This is a genomic window from Glycomyces endophyticus, assembly GCF_039531525.1.
GTDB lineage: Bacteria > Actinomycetota > Actinomycetes > Mycobacteriales > Micromonosporaceae > Glycomyces > Glycomyces endophyticus.
The window spans coordinates 180506-199620 of the sequence record NZ_BAAAQF010000015.1 but is presented as its reverse complement, the minus strand read 5'-3'; the positions used below and the strand labels follow the sequence as shown (position 1 = coordinate 199620).

General features: G+C 71.1%; 16 protein-coding genes. 12 read left to right on the top strand and 4 right to left on the bottom strand.

The features are described from left to right. The 10 genes from ABD419_RS18295 (at window position 1) to ABD419_RS18250 (ending at window position 11026) form a co-directional block, all read left to right on the top strand. Window positions 1-2454: an NADH-quinone oxidoreductase subunit G gene (locus tag ABD419_RS18295; RefSeq protein WP_344489155.1), complete on the top strand. Its 2454-nt coding sequence runs from the start codon at window positions 1-3 to the stop codon at window positions 2452-2454. Next, entirely contained in the window at window positions 2451-3761 is a 1311-nt protein-coding gene (gene nuoH / locus ABD419_RS18290; RefSeq protein WP_344489152.1) for an NADH-quinone oxidoreductase subunit NuoH, read from the top strand. Before ABD419_RS18295 ends, nuoH begins: the two co-directional genes overlap by 4 nt. Beyond that, a complete protein-coding gene (gene nuoI, locus ABD419_RS18285) occupies window positions 3761-4330 on the top strand; it encodes an NADH-quinone oxidoreductase subunit NuoI (protein WP_344489149.1) in 570 nt (189 codons plus the stop codon). The genes nuoH and nuoI overlap by 1 nt, the downstream gene beginning before the upstream one ends. Continuing rightward, window positions 4327-5106 carry an NADH-quinone oxidoreductase subunit J gene (locus tag ABD419_RS18280; protein ID WP_344489146.1) on the top strand — a complete coding sequence of 260 codons (780 nt, stop codon included), beginning with the start codon at window positions 4327-4329 and terminating at the stop codon, window positions 5104-5106. The genes nuoI and ABD419_RS18280 overlap by 4 nt, the downstream gene beginning before the upstream one ends. Further along, window positions 5103-5402, top strand: coding sequence for an NADH-quinone oxidoreductase subunit NuoK (gene nuoK / locus ABD419_RS18275; protein WP_091052246.1), 300 nt, complete (start codon window positions 5103-5105; stop codon window positions 5400-5402). Before ABD419_RS18280 ends, nuoK begins: the two co-directional genes overlap by 4 nt. Before the next feature lie 10 nt (window positions 5403-5412). Continuing rightward, window positions 5413-7314, top strand: a complete 1902-nt coding sequence (gene nuoL / locus ABD419_RS18270; protein WP_344489139.1) for an NADH-quinone oxidoreductase subunit L — start codon at window positions 5413-5415, stop codon at window positions 7312-7314. Further along, window positions 7311-8849, top strand: a complete 1539-nt coding sequence (locus ABD419_RS18265) for an NADH-quinone oxidoreductase subunit M (RefSeq protein WP_344489136.1) — start codon at window positions 7311-7313, stop codon at window positions 8847-8849. Before nuoL ends, ABD419_RS18265 begins: the two co-directional genes overlap by 4 nt. Then, the gene (gene nuoN, locus ABD419_RS18260; RefSeq protein ID WP_344489133.1) at window positions 8842-10389 is read left to right on the top strand and encodes an NADH-quinone oxidoreductase subunit NuoN; all 1548 of its coding nucleotides are present in this window, start codon (window positions 8842-8844) and stop codon (window positions 10387-10389) included. The genes ABD419_RS18265 and nuoN overlap by 8 nt, the downstream gene beginning before the upstream one ends. 131 nt (window positions 10390-10520) lie before the next feature. After that, window positions 10521-10781 carry a type II toxin-antitoxin system Phd/YefM family antitoxin gene (locus tag ABD419_RS18255; protein ID WP_344489130.1) on the top strand — a complete coding sequence of 87 codons (261 nt, stop codon included), beginning with the start codon at window positions 10521-10523 and terminating at the stop codon, window positions 10779-10781. Continuing rightward, entirely contained in the window at window positions 10778-11026 is a 249-nt protein-coding gene (locus ABD419_RS18250) for a type II toxin-antitoxin system RelE family toxin (protein ID WP_344489127.1), read from the top strand. The genes ABD419_RS18255 and ABD419_RS18250 overlap by 4 nt, the downstream gene beginning before the upstream one ends. Window positions 11027-11048: 22 nt before the next feature. Here ABD419_RS18250 and ABD419_RS18245 read toward each other — a convergent pair whose 3' ends face one another. Beyond that, the gene (locus ABD419_RS18245) at window positions 11049-11987 is read right to left on the bottom strand and encodes a polyprenyl synthetase family protein (RefSeq protein ID WP_344489232.1); all 939 of its coding nucleotides are present in this window, start codon (window positions 11985-11987) and stop codon (window positions 11049-11051) included. Between the two features lie 139 nt (window positions 11988-12126). Next, window positions 12127-13299: an MFS transporter gene (locus ABD419_RS18240; RefSeq protein ID WP_344489124.1), complete on the bottom strand. Its 1173-nt coding sequence runs from the start codon at window positions 13297-13299 to the stop codon at window positions 12127-12129. Between the two features lie 492 nt (window positions 13300-13791). Between ABD419_RS18240 and ABD419_RS18235 the strand changes: the two genes are divergently transcribed. Continuing rightward, window positions 13792-14640, top strand: a complete 849-nt coding sequence (locus ABD419_RS18235) for an IclR family transcriptional regulator (protein WP_344489121.1) — start codon at window positions 13792-13794, stop codon at window positions 14638-14640. A 68-nt stretch (window positions 14641-14708) separates the two neighbouring features. Then, a complete protein-coding gene (locus tag ABD419_RS18230) occupies window positions 14709-15902 on the top strand; it encodes a hypothetical protein (protein ID WP_344489118.1) in 1194 nt (397 codons plus the stop codon). A gap of 63 nt (window positions 15903-15965) precedes the next feature. On the opposite strand, the gene ABD419_RS18225 is transcribed toward ABD419_RS18230, so the two are convergent. After that, window positions 15966-16988, bottom strand: a complete 1023-nt coding sequence (locus ABD419_RS18225; protein ID WP_344489115.1) for a 2-oxoacid:ferredoxin oxidoreductase subunit beta — start codon at window positions 16986-16988, stop codon at window positions 15966-15968. Continuing rightward, window positions 16981-18837 (bottom strand): 2-oxoacid:acceptor oxidoreductase subunit alpha, encoded by a 1857-nt coding sequence (locus ABD419_RS18220; RefSeq protein WP_344489112.1) that lies wholly within the window; start codon window positions 18835-18837, stop codon window positions 16981-16983. The genes ABD419_RS18225 and ABD419_RS18220 overlap by 8 nt, the downstream gene beginning before the upstream one ends. Between the last annotated feature and the right edge of the window lie 278 nt (window positions 18838-19115).

The window sequence follows — 19115 nt, the reverse complement described above, 5'->3', positions numbered from 1 at the left end:
ATGACCGATCAAGTCACGTTCACCATCGACGGCGTCGAGGTCACGGTCCCCAAGGGCACCTTGATCATCCGCGCCGCCGAGCAGCTCGGCATCGAGATCCCCCGGTTCTGCGACCACCCGCTGCTCGAACCCGCCGGCGCCTGCCGCCAGTGCCTCGTCGACGTCCCCGACATGGGCAACGGCCGCGGCATGCCCAAGCCCGCCGCGTCCTGCACGACCACCGCCATGGAGGGCATGGTCGTCAAGACCCAGCACACCAGCGAGGTCGCGAAGGACGCCCAGGAGGGGATCATGGAGTTCCTCCTGATCAACCACCCCCTGGACTGCCCCGTCTGCGACAAGGGCGGCGAATGCCCGCTCCAGAACCAGGCGATGAGCACCGGGCGCACCGAGACCCGCATGGAGGCCAAGGACAAGCGCCGCTACAAGAAGGCGCTCCCCATCTCCTCCCAGGTCCTCCTCGACCGCGAGCGCTGCGTCCTGTGCGCGCGCTGCACCCGCTTCTCCGACCAGGTCGCCGGCGACCCGTTCATCGAGCTCATGGAGCGCTCCGCCCTCGAGCAGGTCGGCGTCTACGAGGACGAGCCGTTCGAGTCGTACTTCTCCGGCAACACCGTCCAGATCTGCCCGGTCGGCGCTCTCACCGGCTCCCAGTACCGGTTCCGGTCCCGGCCGTTCGACCTCGTCTCCTCCACCAGCGTGTGCGAGCACTGCTCGGCCGGGTGCGCCCAGCGCTCCGACCACCGCCGCGGCAAGGTCCTCCGGCGCCTCGCCGGCGACGACCCCGCCGTCAACGAGGAGTGGAACTGCGACAAGGGCCGCTGGGCCATGTCCTATGTCGACGCCGCCGACCGCATCACCAAGCCGCTCGTCCGCGAGGCCGACGGCTCCCTGCGCGAGGCCTCCTGGCCCGAGGCCCTGCGCCGCGCCGCCGCCGGACTCGGCAGCGCCGGCGAGAACGCCTCCGGCCGCGTCGGCGTCCTCACCGGCGGCCGCCTCACCGTCGAAGACGCCTACGCGTACGCCAAGTTCGCGCGGATCGCGCTCGCCACCAACGACATCGACTTCCGGTCGCGCCCGCACTCCACCGAGGAGTCCGAGTTCCTCGCCCACGCCGTCGCCGGGGTCTACCCCTCCAGCGGCGCCGTCACCTACGAGGACCTCGAGCAGGCGCCCGTCGTCCTCAACGTCGGCATCGAGCTCGAAGAGGAATGCCCGATCGCGTTCCTCCGCCTGCGCAAGGCCGTCCGCAACCGCGGCCAGCGCGTCCACGTCGTCGCCCCGTTCGCGACCCGCGGCACCCGCAAGCTGAACGCCAACCTCATCGAGTCCCTCCCCGGGGAGGAGGCCGAGCTCCTCGACGGCTGGGCGCGCGGCGGCTACGTCCGCGACGCCCTCGCCGAGGACGGCGCGGTCATCCTCCTGGGCGAGCGCCTCGCCACCGTCGAGGGCGCGTTCTCCGCGGCCGTGCGGCTCGCCCGCGCGACCGGGGCGCGCCTCGCCTGGATCCCCCGCCGCGCGGGCGACCGGGGCGCGGTCGAGGCCGGGTGCCTCCCCGGGCTCCTGCCCGGCGGCGGCCTCGCCTCCTACGCGGCCGACCGCGACCAGCTCGCCGAGTACTGGGGCGTCGAGTCCCTGCCCGGCGCCGACGGCCGCGGGGCCTGGCAGATCCTGCAGGCCGCCGCCGACGGCGAGATCGACGGCCTCCTGGTCGGCGGCGTCGACCCGTACGACTTCGCCGACGCGCCCGCGGTCGAGGCGGCCCTGTACGCCGCCCGGTTCGTGGTGTCGCTGGAGATCCGGCACTCCGCGGTCACGCGCGTCGCCGACGTGATCCTCCCGGTCGCGCCGGTCACCGGCAAGGCCGGGGCGTACTTCGACTGGGAGGGGCGCCTGCGCACCTTCGACACGGTCGTCGAGTCGGACCTCATGAGCGACCACGCGGTGCTCGACGCGCTCGCGGACGCCATGGGCGTCAAGCTCGGCCTGGCCGACACCCGGACCGTGCGGGCCGAGCTCGCCGGGCTCCCGGACCCGATCACCCGCCAGCCCGCCCCGGACTGGGCCGCCGACCGGCCGGCGCGGTCGCACGAGGACGGCAAGGCGGTCCTGGCGACCTGGCGGCAGCTGCTCGACGGCGGCTCGCTCCAGGAGAACAACCCGCACCTCGCGGGCTGCGCGCCCGACCCGGTGGTGCGCCTGAGCGCGGCCACCGCGAAGGCGATCGGCGCGGCCGAGGGGACGGGGGTCACCGTCTCGACCTCGATCGGCGGGATCACGCTGCCGCTCAAGGTCACGGACATGCCCGAGGGCACGGTCTGGCTGCCGCAGAACGCGCCCGGTCGCGGGATCTACCGCCACCTGGGCGCCGGTTCGGGCGACGTGGTCCAGATCCGCGCCTACCCGAACGCGCCCCGGCCCGCGGGCGAGACCGTAGAGGCGGTTGAAGCATGAACGACCCGATCTGGCTGATGCTCGTCAAGGGCGTCCTCGTGTTCGTCGTCCTCGTCCTGCTGGTGCTGTTCACCATCTGGTACGAGCGGCGCGTCGTCGCGATCATGCAGGTGCGGCCCGGCCCGAACCGGAACGGGCCCTTCGGGCTCCTCCAGTCGCTGGCCGACGGCCTGAAGCTGGCGTTCAAGGAGGACACGATGCCGCGCACCGCGGACCGGATCGTGTTCATCGCGGCGCCGGTCATCGCGGTCGCGTGCGCGTTCACGGCGTTCGCGGTGATCCCCTTCGGACCCGAGGTGAACGTCTTCGGGATCGAGACGGAGCTGCAGCTCACCGACTTCGAGGTGTCCGTGCTGGTGATCCTCGCCTGCTCGGCGCTCGGCGTGTACGGGATCGTGCTCGCGGGCTGGGCGTCCGGCTCCGCGTACTCGCTCCTGGGGGCGCTGCGCGCCGCGGCGCAGGTGATCTCGTACGAGATCGCGCTGGGCCTGGCGGTCCTCGCGGTGTTCTTCCAGTCGAAGCTCATGTCGACCGGCGCGATCGTCGAGGCGCAGGCCGAGGGCCTGCCGCTGTCCATCGGCGGCGCCGAGATCACGCTGCCGGGCTGGTACTTCATCGTCCTCGCGCCGTCGTTCGTGATCTTCGTGATCGCGATGGTCGGCGAGACGAACCGGGCCCCGTTCGACCTCCCCGAGGCCGAGTCGGAGCTCGTGGCCGGGTTCGCGACGGAGTACTCGTCGCTGAAGTACGCGTCGTTCTTCCTCGCCGAGTACGTGAACATGGTGACGATGTCGGCCCTGGCGGTGACGCTGTTCCTGGGCGGCTGGGCCGCGCCGTTCCCGGACGCCTGGTGGCCGGGGGCGAACGAGGGCTTCATGCCGCTGGTCTGGTTCTTCGGCAAGGTCCTGGCGTTCCTGTTCTTCTACGTGTGGCTGCGCGGCACGCTGCCGCGCCTGCGCTACGACCAGTTCATGAACCTGGGCTGGAAGGTCCTCGTCCCGGTCTCGCTGGTGTGGCTGATGGTCCTGGCGGCCATGAACATCGGGCTCGACACCGGCAACGAGCTGCCGACCCGGATCGCGTTCGCCGGCGGCGCCGCGATCGCCGTCATGGCGCTGATCTTCTTCTGGCCCAGCCGCAAGCCCTACGAGGCCCCGGCCGAACCCGACGCCGGCATGGGCGGGTTCCCCGTGCCGCCGCTCGACCTCGCGGTCCCGCCGAACCCGCGGTCCCTCAAGCAGCTCGAACCCGCCAACACCGCGACGGCGCCGGTCAACGGCTCCCGCACCGAAGGGGAGGAGGATTGATGTCCGGTTTCGCCAAAGGCTTCGGCGTCACCTTCGCGCACATGTTCAAGCCGAAGGTCACCGTCGAGTACCCGGAGAAGCCCTCCAAGCTCGAGCCGCGGTACCACGGCCGCCACGTGCTCAACCGCCACCCGGACGGCCTGGAGAAGTGCATCGGCTGCGAGCTGTGCGCCTGGGCCTGCCCGGCCGACGCGATCTACGTCGAGGGCGCGGAGAACACCGAGGCCGAGCGGTTCTCGCCCGGTGAGCGGTACGCGAAGACCTACCAGATCAACTACGCGCGCTGCATCTTCTGCGGCCTGTGCATCGAGGCCTGCCCGACCCGGTCGCTCACCATGAGCAACGAGTACGAGCTGGCCCGCGACGACCGCCGCGACCTCATCTTCACCAAGGAGGAGCTGCTCGCGCCGCTCATCGAGGGCATGGAGCAGCCGCCGCACCCGATGCGGCTGGGCGACAGCGAGAAGGCGTACTACGAGTCGGGCCCGGTCAACCCGGGCGCGAGCGAGGGCGCCGAGTTCTCGCTCACCGAGATGCTGGCGCAGAAGAAGAGCGGGGGCCGGCCGTGATCGACCTCGCCCAGACCGCGGACCTCGCCCAGTCCGGCTCCGCCGGGGAGGCCGTGTTCTTCTGGATCCTCGCGCCGATCGCGCTCGCCGGCGCGATCGGGCTCGTCCTGTCGCGGCAGGCGATCCACGCGGCCCTGTCGCTCGCGGTCACCATGATGTGCCTGGCGGTCTTCTACATCATGCAGCACGCCCCGTTCCTCGGGTTCGTGCAGATCATGGTCTACACCGGCGCGATCATGATGCTGTTCCTGTTCGTGCTCATGCTGTTCGGGCGCGACTCGAAGGACTCGATGTTCGAGACCCTCCGGGGCCAGCGGCTCCTCGCCGTGCTCCTCGGGGTCGGCATGGCCGCGCTGCTGTCCACCGGCCTCGCCCGGGCCGTCTCCGGCCTGGTGATCGCCGAACCGGCGGCGCCCGCCGGCCAGGGGAACGTGGAGCGGATCGCCGAGGCCCTGTTCTCGACGTACCTGTTCCCGTTCGAGATCGTCTCCGGCGTCCTCACCGTCGCCGCGGTCGGCGCGCTCATGTTCGCGCACGTCGCCAAGAAGGGCGGCCACCGCGGGCAGAAGGAGCACAGCCGCGAGCGGTTCGCGCCCGGCGTGTACCCCGGCCCCAAGCCCGGGCCCGGCGTGTTCGCCACCTCGGACTCGACCGCGACGCCCGCGCTGCGGCCCGACGGCTCCATCGAGCCGGCGTCCCTGTCCGAGTACGTCCCGCCGCGCCAGCTCACCCCCGCTGAGGCGGCCCCGAAGCACACGGAAGGGCGGGACTCGTGAATCCCGAGTACTACCTGATCCTCGCCGCGGCCCTGTTCTGCATCGGCGCGGTCGGCGTGCTGGTGCGGCGCAACTCGATCGTCGTGTTCATGTGCGTGGAGCTCATGCTCAACGCCGGGAACCTGACCCTCGTGACGTTCGCCCGCACCACCGGCACGATCGACGGGCAGGTGATGGCGTTCTTCGTCATGGCCGTCGCCGCGGCCGAAGTGGTCGTGGGCCTGGCGATCATCATGGCGATCTACCGGTCCCGGCGCTCCGCCTCCGTCGACGACGCCAACCTCCTGAAGGCCTAGAGGGGACCCTGTGGACGAAATCTCGTACGCGCCCGCCGAAGGGCTGCTGTCCTTCACCTGGGCGCTCATCGCCCTGCCCGCGCTCGGCGCCGCCGTCCTCCTGCTCGCCGGCCGCCGCGCCGACAAGTGGGGCCACTGGCTCGGCACGGCCGCGATCGGCGCCGCGTTCGCGCTCGCGCTCGGCCTGTTCGCCTCCCTTGCGGGACTGGAGGACAAGAGCGCGCACCTGGACCTGTTCACGATCATCTCGGTCGGTGGCCTCCAGATCGACGCGAGCCTCCTGTTCGACCCGCTGAGCGCGGTCTTCTGCCTGCTCATCACCGGCGTCGGCTTCCTCATCCACGTCTACGCCGTCGGGTACATGTCCCACGACGCCGGGCGCCGGAAGTTCTTCGCGTACTTCAACCTGTTCGCCGCCGCCATGCTCGTCCTGGTCCTCGGCGGGAACTACTTCATGACGTTCGTCGGCTGGGAGGGGGTGGGCCTCGCGTCCTACCTCCTCATCGCGTTCTGGCAGCTGAAGCCCGCGGCCGCGACCGCCGGCAAGAAGGCCTTCCTCACCAACCGGGTCGCCGACGTCGGGTTCCTCCTCGCGATGTTCCTCATGCTCGGCACGCTCGGCACCGTCGACTTCGCGGGGGTCTTCAATGGCGCCTCGGAGCTCTCGGACGCCACGAGCCTCGCCCTCGGGCTGCTGCTCCTGGCCGCGGCCTGCGGCAAGTCCGGCCAGTGGCCGTTCCAGACCTGGCTCCCGGACGCCATGGAGGGCCCGACCCCCGTGTCGGCGCTCATCCACGCGGCCACCATGGTCACCGCGGGCGTGTACCTCATCGCCCGCTCGAACGTGATCTTCAGCCTCAACCCGGACGTGCAGACCGCCGTCGTCGTCGTGGGCGCCCTGACGCTCCTGCTCGGCTCGATCGTCGGCTGCGCCAAGGACGACATCAAGCGCGTCCTCGCCTGGTCCACCGTCTCCCAGATCGGCTACATGTTCCTGGCCGTGGGCCTCGGCGGCGGCGCGTTCGCGCTCGGCATCATCCACCTGCTCGCGCACGGCTTCTTCAAGGCCGGCCTGTTCCTCGGCTCCGGCTCGGTCATGCACGCCATGAACGACCAGACCGACATCCGCCGCTTCGGCGGGCTGTGGCGGAAGATGCCGCTCACGTACGCGACGTTCGCCGCCGGCTGGCTCGCGATCATCGGCCTGTTCCCGTTCTCGGGCTACTTCACCAAGGACCCGATCATCGCCTCGGCGTTCGCCCGCGAAGGCTGGCAGGGCTGGGTCGTCGGCGGCGCCGCGCTCCTCGGCGCGGCCCTCACCGCCTTCTACATGACCCGCCTGTTCGTGCTCACCTTCCACGGCCCCAAGCGGTGGACCGAGGACGTGCACCCGCACGAGTCCCCGGCGATCATGACCGGCCCGCTCGTCCTGCTCGGCATCGGCTCGCTCGCCGCGGGCGGCCTCATGGCCTCGCCCGTCACCGAGTGGCTCACGCCCGTCTTCGGCGAGCACCACGAGGCCCACGGGCACCTGACGCACATGCAGGTCACCGTCGCGACCACCGTCGTGGTCGTCCTCGGCGCGGCCCTCGCCTGGCTCCTGTTCCGCGGCGGCACCGACGAGGTGCCGCGCGCCGCGGCCTGGCCCGTGCGCGCCGCCCGCGCCGACCTCGGCGGCGAGGCCGTCAACCGCGGTCTCTTCGAGCGCCCCAGCCGCCTCGCGGCCAGCGCCTCGGTCGCCATGGACGGCCGCGTCGTCGACGGCGCCGTGAACGGCCTCTCGGCCTCGATCGGCGGGTCGTCGCGGCGGCTGCTGACGCTCCAGACCGGCTTCGTCCGCTCCTATGCCCTGTCCATTCTGTCCGGGGCGGTCATCGTGGTGGCCGCGCTCATGGTGGTGGTCACCCAATGAACGAACTCCCGTTGCTGTCGGCGCTGGTCGCCGTCCCGCTGATCGGGGCGGTGGTCGTCGCGTCGATGAAGCGCGAGCACGCCGCCGCGGCCCGCTGGACCGCGCTCGGCTTCGCGGGCGCGGTCGCCGTCATCACCGCGGTCGTGGCCCTCGGCTTCGACTACGCCGACGACGCGCCCTGGCTCCAGTTCACCGAGTCCTACACGTGGATCGGCGCCTGGGACCTGAACCTGTCCTGGGGGATCGACGGGATCGCGCTGCTGCTGGTGGCGCTGACCGCGGGGCTCACGCCGATCGCGATGCTCGCGGCCTGGCGGGACCTCGACGCCGTGCAGCGGAGCGTGCCGACGTTCTTCGCGCTCGTGCTCGCGCTCCAGGCGGCGATGCTCGCGACGTTCCTGGCCTCGAACGTGCTGCTGTTCTACTTCTTCTTCGAAGCGATGCTCGTGCCGATGTACTTCCTCATCGGCTCGTACGGCACCGGCCCGAAGAAGCAGTACGCGGCGGTGAAGTTCTTCCTGTACTCGCTGCTGGGCGGCCTGCTCATGCTCGTGGCCGTGATCGCCCTGTGGGTGAACAACGGCGGCGTGTTCGACTGGGCGACGCTGGTGGAGTCCGAGCCGCTCGCGGCGGGGACGCTCCAGAACTGGCTGTTCCTCGGGTTCTTCGTGGCGTTCGCGATCAAGGCGCCGTTCTTTCCGTTCCACACGTGGCTCCCGGACGCGGGCGGGGCGGCCCCGGCCGCCGTCGCGGCGCTCCTGGTCGGCGTCATGGACAAGATCGGCACGTTCGCGATCCTGCGCTACTGCCTCCCGCTGTTCCCGGACGCGACGAAGACGTTCGCGCCGTGGGTGATCGGCATGAGCGTCATCGGCGTGATCTACGCGGCGTTCGTCGCGATCGGGCAGACCGACCTCAAGCGGCTCGTCGCGTACACCTCGATCGCGCACTTCGGCTTCATCGGCCTGGGCATCTTCGCGTTCACGCAGGCGTCCGCCACGGGCGCGGTGCTGTACATGTTCAACCACGGGCTCGCCACGGGCCTGCTGTTCATCGTCGTGGGCTTCCTGACGCTGCGCCGCGGCTCGGCGCAGATCAAGGACTACGGCGGGGCCGCGAAGACGCTGCCGCTGCTCGCGGGGATCTTCCTCTTCGCGGGCCTCGCGTCGCTGTCGCTGCCGGGCACGGCCCCGTTCATCTCCGAGTTCCTGGTCCTGTTCGGCGCGTTCACCGAGAACGAGCCGGTCGCGGTCGTCGCGGCCCTCGGGATCATCCTCGCCGCCGCGTACGTGCTCTGGATGTACCAGCGCACCATGCAGGGCGACCGGAACCCGGAGCTCGACGAGGTGCCGGCGATGAAGCGGGACCTGACGCTGCGCGAGAAGGCGCTCGTGGCGCCGCTGGTCGTCGCGATCCTCGGCTTCGGGTTCTACCCGCAGCCGCTCATCGACGCGATCGAGCCGGCCGTCGACCACACCCTCGGGTTCGTCGCCGACGAGCCCGCCGACCTTCCCATGGGAGTCAGCAATGAGTGAGTCCACAGCGCTCACGATCGACTGGGCCGGGCTGGCCCCCTTGGTCATCGTGTTCGTCGCGGCGTTCGTCGGGCTCCTCGTGGAGGCGACGGTCCCCAAGGCCCGGCGCCTTCCCGTCCAGGTGGCCCTGGCCGTGGGCGCGCTCGCGGGCGCGTTCGTCGCGGTCGTCCTGAACGCCGACAAGAGCGGCCCGGTGTTCTCCCTCGGCGGGACCGGGATCGGGTCGGTGATCGTCGACGGCCCGGGCCTGTTCCTCCAGGGCACCATCGCGATCCTCTCGATCGTGGCGGTCCTCCTGCTCGCCGAGCGGCGCACGGTGCGCGGCGGCGACTTCGTGGCCGAGGCCGCGGTCGTGGCCGACTCCGCCGCGGACGTGGAGCAGCGCCGCGAGGACGGCGCGACGGAGATCTTCCCGCTGACGCTGTTCGCGGTCACCGGCATGATGATGTTCGTGACCTCGGGCGACCTGCTCACCATGTTCGTCGCGCTGGAGATGCTCTCGCTGCCGCTGTACCTGCTGTGCGGGCTCGCGAAGCGGCGGCGCCTCATCAGCCAGGAGGCCGCGCTCAAGTACTTCCTGCTGGGCGCCTTCGCGTCCGCGTTCTACGTGTACGGCATGGCGATGCTGTACGGGTTCGCCGGGACGGTGGACCTCGCCGGGATCAACGCCGCGGGCGTCTCCTCCGGGCAGCCGCGCATGTTCCTGTACATCGGCGTCGCGATGATCGCGGTCGCGCTCCTGTTCAAGGCCGCGGCGGTGCCGTTCCACATGTGGACCCCGGACGTCTACACGGGCGCGCCGACGCCGGTCACGGCGCTCATGGCGGGCTGCGTGAAGGTCGCCGCGTTCGGCGGGCTCCTGCGCGTGTTCAACGTGGGCCTGTCGTCCTCGGCGTGGGACTGGCACCTGATCCTCACCGTGATCGCGGTGGCGACGATGATCGGCGGCGCGATCTTCGCGGTCACCCAGCGGAACATCAAGCGGCTCCTCGCGTACTCCTCGATCGCGAACGCGGGCTACCTGCTCATCGGCGTGATCGCCCTCGGCGACGCCGTCGGCCAGACCATGTTCTACCTGGCCGCCTACGGCTTCACGGTGATCGCCGCGTTCGCCGTCGTCTCGCTGGTGCGCGACGGCGACGAGGAGGCGACCCACCTGGCCCGCTGGGCGGGCCTGGGCAAGAAGTCGCCGGGCACCGCGGTCGTGTTCACGATCCTGATGCTCGCCCTCGCGGGCCTCCCGTTCACGAGCGGCTTCACCGCGAAGTTCTCGCTGTTCGCGGCGGCCCTCCAGGCCGACGAGCTCGGCCTGGTGATCGTCGGCGTCGTCTCCTCCGCGATCCTCGCGTTCCCGTACCTGCGGGTCGTGGTCCTCCTGTGGCTCAACGAGCCCGCCCCGGACGCGCCCACGGTCAACCTCCCCAGCCCGATGGCCGGCACGGTCGTCGCCGCAGGGGTGGCCGCGACCCTCCTCCTCGGCGTCGCCCCGGGCTTCCTCCTCGACATCGTCGACCAGGCCAGCACCTTCCTGAACACCTGACATCGGCACGACGAAGGGCCGCAGGGTTCCCCTGCGGCCCTTCGTCGTGTGCACAGCCCGAAGCGGGTGCTCCGCCTGAGGGGACCGGTTCGCGCCTCGAGCCGACATTAATGTCATGTTAATCTAGTTGTATGACCGCTTATTCAATCACTGAGGCGCGACCGAAGCTCGGCGACATCGTCCGCCGCGCCGCCGCGCATGAGCAGACCGTCATCACCGACCACGACCGCCCTATCGCCCTCGTCGTCAATTTCAACGACTGGGAGGACATGGAGGACACCATCGCGGCACTGCGCAACCAGATCTCCCGCGCCGAAGGGGTGCGGCCCGTCGACCACGAGGACGCCAAGCGGACCCTTCGGGAAGCGGCGGCCGAGGCCGCGGCGCAGTGAGCTATTCGGTCCAGTGGGAACCGGCGGTGGTCGCCCAGGTCTCGCGGTTCATGGCGACCCACCACAAGGAACTTGAAGCGCTTCTGGAGTTCCTGGACTCGTTGGAAGAGCAACCGCGACCGGTCGGCTCGGTCGCATGGGGCCCGGACTATCGCCGCGCGCGCGTCGGCGCGTGGCGGGTGCTGTACCGGATCGACGACGCGATCAGCGTCGTCGGCATCGAGAACGTCGGGCGGACCGATTGACCGAGCGAGCGGGACCGGTGGATCAGGCGTCGCGTTCGATCATGTAGTCGCAGATGTCGACCAGGGCGTCGCGGGCCGGGCCCTCGGGGAGGGACGCGGCGAGGTTGCGGGCGCGTTCCTGGTACTGGTGGAGGGTCTCCTTGGCCTGGACGAGGGCCTTGGAGGCGCGCAGGAGCGCCAGGGTCTCCTCGAGGTCCTCCTCGGCCACGGGGCCGGCGACGAGGTCGCGGAGGCGGGCTCCGGCGGGGTCGTCGTCGGCGAGGGCGTAGAGGACCGGGAGGGTGGGGACGCCTTCGAGGAGGTCGGTGCCGGGGGTCTTGCCGGAGGCGTCGGAGGCCGAGGCGATGTCGATGATGTCGTCGGCGATCTGGAACGCGACGCCGATGACCTCGCCGTACTCCTCGGCGACGGCGGTGGTCGCCTCGTCGGCGCCGCCGAACCAGGCCCCGAACTTCGCGCAGGTGGCGATGAGGGAGCCCGTCTTCTCGGAGAGGATCTCCAGGTGCCACTCGACGGCGTCGATCCCGTCGGGGCGGGGCATCGTCTCGTTGATCTGGCCGCGGACGAGGCGCGCGAACGTCGCGGCCTGGAGGCGCACGGCCTCGGTGCCGAGGTCGGCCATGATCTGGGCGGCCTGGCTGAACAGGTAGTCGCCGGTGAGGATCGCGACGGAGTTGTCCCAGCGGGCGTTGGCGCTGGGGGCGCCGCGGCGCACGAGGGCCTCGTCCATGACGTCGTCGTGATAGAGCGTCGCCAGGTGGGTCAGCTCCAAGGCGACGGCCGCCTCCAGGATGTTGGGGCGGTCGGGGTCGCCGAGGTGCGCGCACGTGAGGGTGAGCATCGGGCGGAAGCGCTTCCCGCCGGCCCGGATCAGGTGGGACCCGGACTGGCGCAGCAGCGGCTGCTCCGTGTCGACGGCTTTGAGCAGCCGCTCCTCGACGAGGGCGAGCGAGGCGCGCATCGCCTCGGCGAACGCCTCGTCGGTAAAGGTCAGCGCGGTCTGCGCACGTCGGGTGGTCACCACAGCCTCACCTTATCGTGTGACGGCGCCGGGCGAGCGGGGGCGGGATCGGGAGTCGCGCGCGCCGCAATGAGGAACGTCAATGCCGGGGCCGGGCGAAGACGGTGCTGCCCGCGACGATGAACAGCGCGGAGGCGGCCATGGCCGCCGACACGGCGATCCAGCCAGCGCCCCAGCCGAAGTGCTCGGCGACGAACCCGAAGCCGATGGGGCCGACGGCCCCGCCGAGGAAGATCCCGGTCTGCGTCACCGAGGTCGCCACGGCCGGCGCGTCCGGGTATCTGCTGGTCACGGCGTGGTTCATGAGGCCCGGCCAGGCCCAGCCGAGCGCGTACGCCGCGACGGTGCCGAGCGGCAGCAGCCACGGCAGCTCGAACAGGAACGTCGCCACGCCGGCGGCGCCGCCGGTGAGCATGAGCGTGATGACGAGGAACTCGCGGCCGTTCCCGCGGTCGCCGACCGCGCCGAACGCGGTGCGCCCGATCACCCCGGCGATCCCGCCGATCGTGAGGTTCAATCCCGCCCAGGTCTCGGACCCGCCGATGTCCACGGTGTACGTGGTGAGGAACGAGCCGATCGGGGTGGCCGCGGTCGCGCCCAGGAACGTGGCGACCGCGAAGACGAGGAGCTGCCGGTCGAACGCCCTGGCCCCGGCGACCTTCGGGCGCGTCGCGGGCCTCCCGAGGCCCGCGAGCGGCACCAGGGCCGCGAGCACCAGGGCCGCGCCGAACACGAACGCCCACCGCCAGCCGAGCGTCAGCGCCACCGCGGGGACGCTCAGGCCGCCGAGCATGATGCACAGCGGGACCGAGGCCTGCTTGGCGCCGAACAGGAGGCCGCGCCGCTCGGCGGGCGCCCACTCGCTGAGGACCACGTTCGACGCGAGCTGCCCGAGCCCGTTCGCTGGCGCGCACAGCAGCAGGAACGCCGTCAGCGCCACCGGATGGTGCGCGGCGGCGGCGATGAGCAGCAGCGACAGCGCCGAGAGCCCCACGGCCACGCGCGCGGTCACCAGCGCCCCGAACCGGTCGACGAGCCGTCCGGAGGGGACGGTCGTGAGCGCGGAGACCGCGAAGTACATGCCGGAGATGAGGCCGATCCCGCTGACGCCCATGCCGAGCTCTTCGGCGATCTGCACGGCCAGCCCGCCGAAGAGGAACAGCGGCAGGACGGCCGCGACCTGCACGCTCATGGCGGCGGTGATCGTGGTGGAGGTCTTGGGTCTGGTGGGGTCCAGGACGGCGGCGGGCACGCTGGCAACCGTACTCCAAGCGGTCCGATGCGTCCGGAATCGTGCTCACATACAGGGATCGCCTGCGTGCGTTCACGGAGACGGGTGACTCGGCTTGACGCGACCACGCAGCGTGTGCGACGGTTGAACCCGGCGTGATCAGCCGGTACAGGTCAGGATCGTTCGCGGATCACGTTGGCCCGCTTGGCCGTACCGCGATCGCACCGCACAAGCGAAACGCGGCGGCCCTGGTGGGAGGGAGCCGCCGCGTTTCGGTTATTCGAATGTCCGCGGCTTCGGCGAGGAAGTTTGGTGGGGACTCGACGCCGCCGCCGCGGTTTGTCCGCGGCCGGCCGGAGCCGGTTCGCGAACGGTGCTGACACATCGATACTGCCCTGTATGCGACGGCGACGCAACCGGCTGTTGTTTATATAGTTAGATCACGGCCGATCTGGCGGGCGCCCGTGCGGCGCCGCAGCCGTCAGGTCATGGGTGTGCAATTGGAGCGGCGGCATGGTGGACCGGCAGCGACCAGGGAATCCTTCGGAGCGGCGACCCGCGGAGGGCGCCCGCGAGGACGACCCGAGAGGCGCCGCGCCCGCGCGCCCGGAACCGACGAAGCTCATCCAGAGCGTCCAGCGGGCCCTGCGCATCATGGAGCTCGTGGGCCGCCACGCCGACGGCGTCTCGGCCCCCCGCATCGCGTTCGAGTGCGGCCTCAACCGCGCCACCGCGTACAACCTCCTGCGGACCCTCGTCTACGAGGGCTACCTCCGCCGCGACGGCGAGGGCCGCTACTCCCTCGGCCTGGAGGTCTCCGACCGCTACTCCGAGCTCACGCGCGCGATCTCGGGCCCGAAGACGTGCGGCGACTACATGCGCCGCCTCTCGGTCGAGACCGGCTACTCGACGTTCGTCGCCCGCTTCGTGGAGGACCGCCCGGCGGTCACCGAGGTCATCGAGGGCAACCGCAGCCCGCACGTGGAGGACCTCATCGTCGGCTTCGACGACGGCGCCCACGCCACCGCCCTCGGCAAGGCCCTCCTCGCGACCCTCCTGCCCACCGACCGGGCCCGCTTCCTGCGCGCCGCCGGGATGCGCCGCTTCACCGGCCGCACCCTCATCGAGCCCGACGCCTTCGAGCACGACCTCGCCGTCTACGGCGAGTCCGGGGTCTACGCCGAGCTCGGCCAGTTCAAAGAGGACGTCGCCTGCGCCGGGGTCGTGGTCCGCCGCGACGGCAGCCCCTCCGAGCGCGTCGTCTTCGCCGTCGCCATGCCCATCGCCGACATCCGCGAGTCCTGGCAGCAGATGTCCGCCCGCCTGCGCGAGGCGGCCGCCGAACTTCAGCCGCTCATCTGAGGCAACCCCGCCCCTTCTGGAGGCGTACCAGGGGAGTCGGAATTCCACGACTCGAGAGGAACGCGTCCATGCAATCGAGGAAACGCGCCGCGGGCGCCGTCTGCGCGGCCCTGGCCCTGGCCGCCGCGGCCGCCTGCTCGGACGACGGCGCGGGCGAGGGCGCCGCCGACCCCGAGGCCGGCCAGGTCTTCGAAGAGGACCGCCTGGTCACCATGGTCAACGAGAGCGCCCGGCTCCAGTACGAACTGGAGAGCGCCGAGTACCGCATCATCCAGGACTGCCTGGAGCGCGACGGCTTCGCCGTGCACGACCCGCTCTGGTTCACGACCGCCGAACCGGAGGAGCAGGACGCCCTGTACGGCGCCGAGGACTGGGGGAACTGGCTTCCCGACTCCGACGAGGCCGCCCGGTACGGGCTCGGCGTGTGGGCCATCACCGAAGGCGGCCAGTCCGATCCGGATCTGGAGGCCTACCGCGGCGCCCACGGCGGCGGCGACGGCGACTTCTCGCCCGAGGCCGGCGGCGGCGGCGCCGTGCCCGACGACGCCGAGTTCGCCGCGCTCTCCCCGCAGGAGCAGTACGACTGGTACACCGCGTACTTCGGCGAGGCGACCGCGGTCCAGGAGTACGGCCACCTGGTCGGCGCGGAGACCGCGGACGGCGCCGGCGGCGACGGCGAGATCGACCTCGGCGGCGACTTCGACTACGTGCAGCCCGAACCGGGCGGATGCCAGCGGGAGATGATCGACGCGCTCTACGGCGACATGGAGCTCGTCGAGGACCCCGAGGGCGGCGAGTACCGCACCGCGAACTGGTCGTGGCGCCCGGTGAACCCCGTGGACGACTTCGCGCCGATCGACGAGGCGGAGGTCCGCTACCGCGAGGGGATGGCCGCCGTCGAGAACGAGCTCGTGGCGTGCCTCGACGGCCGCGGCCGCGCGGGCTGGGTGTTCGACGAGGAGGGCTCGCTGCCGCTGACGGACTACTTCTTCGAGCTGTACGAGGGCTCGGCGGACGTCCACGACCACCCGGACCTGCCCGGGGACGCCCCCTCGGACTACGAGGGCCAGAAGGCGTTCGAGATCGCGTTCGCCGTCGACCTCGCCGCGTGCGGCGACGAGACCGGGTTCCGCGACACGGCCGAGCAGGAGTGGGCGGACTCCCGCGAGGCCTACTACCTGTCGATCGAGACCGCCGTCTACGCCTGGCAGGACGAGATCCGCGCGGTCCTGGAGACCGCCCAGGACGTCATCGAGGGCTGAGCCGGACAAGCGGCAGGCGGGCGGGCCCCGAAGGGCCCGGCCGCCGCAGTCCGCTTGCGTCCCTTAGAGGACGGTCCAGGTGTCGCCGCCGTTCAGGAGCCGGTCGAGGGCCTCCTTGCGGTCGACGCCGGCCGCGGCCTCGTCGACCTGCGTGCGCACGTCCTTGTCGTACGTGGGCCGCTTGACGGAGCGGAACACGCCGATCGGCGTGTGGTCGAGGGCGATGCCGGAGAGCCGCGAGAGCGCGAACGCGTACGCGGGGTCGTCGACGTCGGCCTTGTGGACCACGATCTCGGACTCGTCGACCGAGTCGGCGTCCACGACCTGGAGGCCGTACCCGGACTGCACGACGGCCTTGTCGCCGAAGCGGATCGGCTCGCCGTGGCGGAGCCGGATCAGCGACTCGTCGCGGGTGTCGGGGTTCTTCAGGACCTCGAACGCGCCGTCGTTGAAGATCGGGCAGTTCTGGTAGATCTCCACGAACGCGGAGCCCTCGTGCTCGGCCGCGGCCCGCAGCACCTCGTGGAGGTGCGCGCGGTCGGAGTCGAGCGTGCGGGCCACGAACGTGGCCTCCGAGCCCAGCGCCAGCGACAGCGGGTTGAACGGCGCGTCGACCGAGCCCATGGGGCTCGACTTCGTCAGCGTGCCCGGCCCGGAGGTGGGGGAGTACTGGCCCTTGGTGAGCCCGTAGATCCGGTTGTTGAACAGCAGGATCTTCAGGTTCACGTTGCGGCGCAGCGCGTGGATGAGGTGGTTGCCGCCGATCGACAGCGCGTCGCCGTCGCCGGTGACGACCCACACCGACAGGTCGGGGCGGGAGACCGCCAGGCCCGTCGCGATCGCCGGGGCGCGCCCGTGGATCGAGTGGATGCCGTACGTGTTCAGGTAGTACGGGAACCGCGAGGAGCAGCCGATGCCGGACACGAACGCGATGTTCTCGCGCTGGAGGCCGAGCTCGGGCAGGAACGACTGGACCGCGGCCAGGATGGCGTAGTCGCCGCAGCCGGGGCACCAGCGCACCTCCTGGCTGGACTTGAAGTCCTTGGCCTTCAGCTTCGGGGCGTCGAGTTTCACCGCGTCAGCCATTCTTGATGACCTCCTCGAGGGCGTCCTGGAGTTCGTTGGAGGTGAACGGCAGGCCGCGCACCTTGTTGTACCCGACCACGTCGGTGCCGGGGAAGTGGCCGCGCAGCAGCAGCGCCAGCTGGCCCAGGTTCATCTCCGGCACCACGACCTTGTCGTACCGCTCCAGCACGTGGGCCGTGTTGCGCGGCATCGGGTTCAGGTAGCGCAGGTGCGCGCGGGCGATCGAGACGCCCTTCTCGCGCACGGCCCGCACGGCCGCGCCGATCGGGCCCCACGTGGAGCCCCACCCGAGCACGAGCACGTTCGCGTCGCCGGTCGGGTCGTCGACCTCCAGGTCCGGGACCTTGACGCCGGCGATCTTCGCGGCGCGGGTGCGGACCATGTGGTCGTGGTTGATCGGATCGTACGAGATGTCGCCGGTGCCGTCGGCCTTCTCGATGCCGCCGATGCGGTGCTGGAGGCCGGGCGTGCCCGGGACCGCCCAGGGCCGCGCGAGCGTCTCGGGGTCGCGCTGGAACGGGAGGAAGATCTCCTCGCCCTTGGCGTCCACGGCGTTCATCTCGGTCGCGAACTCGACCGACAGGTCGGGGAGGTCGGACATCTCCGGCAGCTTCCACGGCTCGGCGCCGTTGGCGATGTAGCCGTCCGACAGGACCATGACCGGGGTGCGGTAGGTCAGCGCGATCCGCGCCGCCTCCAGCATGATGTCGAAGCAGTCCGACGGGGACTGCGGGGCGAGGACCGCGATCGGGGCCTCGCCGTGGCGGCCGAACATCGCCATCACGAGGTCGGCCTGCTCGGTCTTGGTCGGCATGCCCGTCGAGGGGCCGGCGCGCTGGACGTCGACGACGACGAGCGGCAGCTCCAGGGACACCGCGAGCGAGATCGTCTCGGACTTCAGCGCGATGCCCGGGCCCGAGGAGGTGGTGACGCCGAGCGCCCCGCCCCACGAGGCGCCCAGGGCCGCGCCGACGGCCGCGATCTCGTCCTCGGCCTGCACCGTGGTGACGCCGAAGCGCTTGTGCTTGGACAGCTCGTGGAGGATGTCGCTGGCCGGGGTGATCGGGTACGCGCCCAGGAACACCGGCAGGCCCGAGGCCACGCCCGAGGCCGTGATGCCCCACGCGAGGGCCGTGTTCCCGGTGATGTTCCGGTAGGTGCCCTTGGCGAGCTTCGCCGGCGGGATCTCGAACCGGACGGCGAACGCCTCGGCGGTCTCGCCGTAGTTCCACCCGGCCCGGAGCGCGGCGATGTTCGCCTCCGCGATCACGGGCTTGGACTTGAACTTGCCGCGCAGGAAGTCCTCGGTGGCCTCGGTGGGCCGCGAGTACATCCACGAGACGAGGCCGAGCGCGAACATGTTCTTCGAGCGCTCGGCGTCCTTCTTCGAGACGTCGAGCTCGGCGAGCGCGCCGATCGTGAGGGTCGCGAGGGCCACCGGGTACAGCTGGTAGTCGTCGAGCGAGCCGTCCTCGATCGGGTTGTCGTCGTAGCCGACCTTGGTGAGGTTCCGCTTGGTGAACTCGTCGGTGTTCACGACGATGGTGCCGCCGGGCTTGAGGTCCCGCAGGTTCGCCTTGAGGGCGGCCGGGTTCATCGCGATGAGCACCTCGGGCTGGTCGCCCGGGGTGAGGATGTCGGTGTCCGCGAAGTGGATCTGGAAGCTCGACACGCCCGGGAGGGTCCCGGCGGGGGCCCGGATCTCGGCGGGGTAGTTCGGGAGGGTCGACAGGTCGTTGCCGAGCTTGGCGGTCTCCGCGGTGAAGCGGTCCCCCGTGAGCTGCATGCCGTCGCCGGAGTCCCCTGCGAAGCGGATGACGACCCGGTCCAGCTGCCGGACGGTATTCACCTAGTTCTCCTCTTGCGGGTTCTGGCACGAGGGCCTGCGGCGTCCGTGCTCCGGTTGACGGCCGGCGGGGACCCGCCGTGGAGCGGGCGCCGCCGTGTCTTACTTGCGATGCTACGCGGGCGCGGTCCGGCGGTGCCAACCCAGCGCGGCGGGCGCGATGTAGGCGACACCACCAGGTGCGCTACCTCTCACTGTATGGGACCCGCGGCCCGGATGAGTGACCCAGACCTCCGGTTTCGGCTGCGGCGGGCCCGATTCCGGCCCGCCGGGCCGTCCCG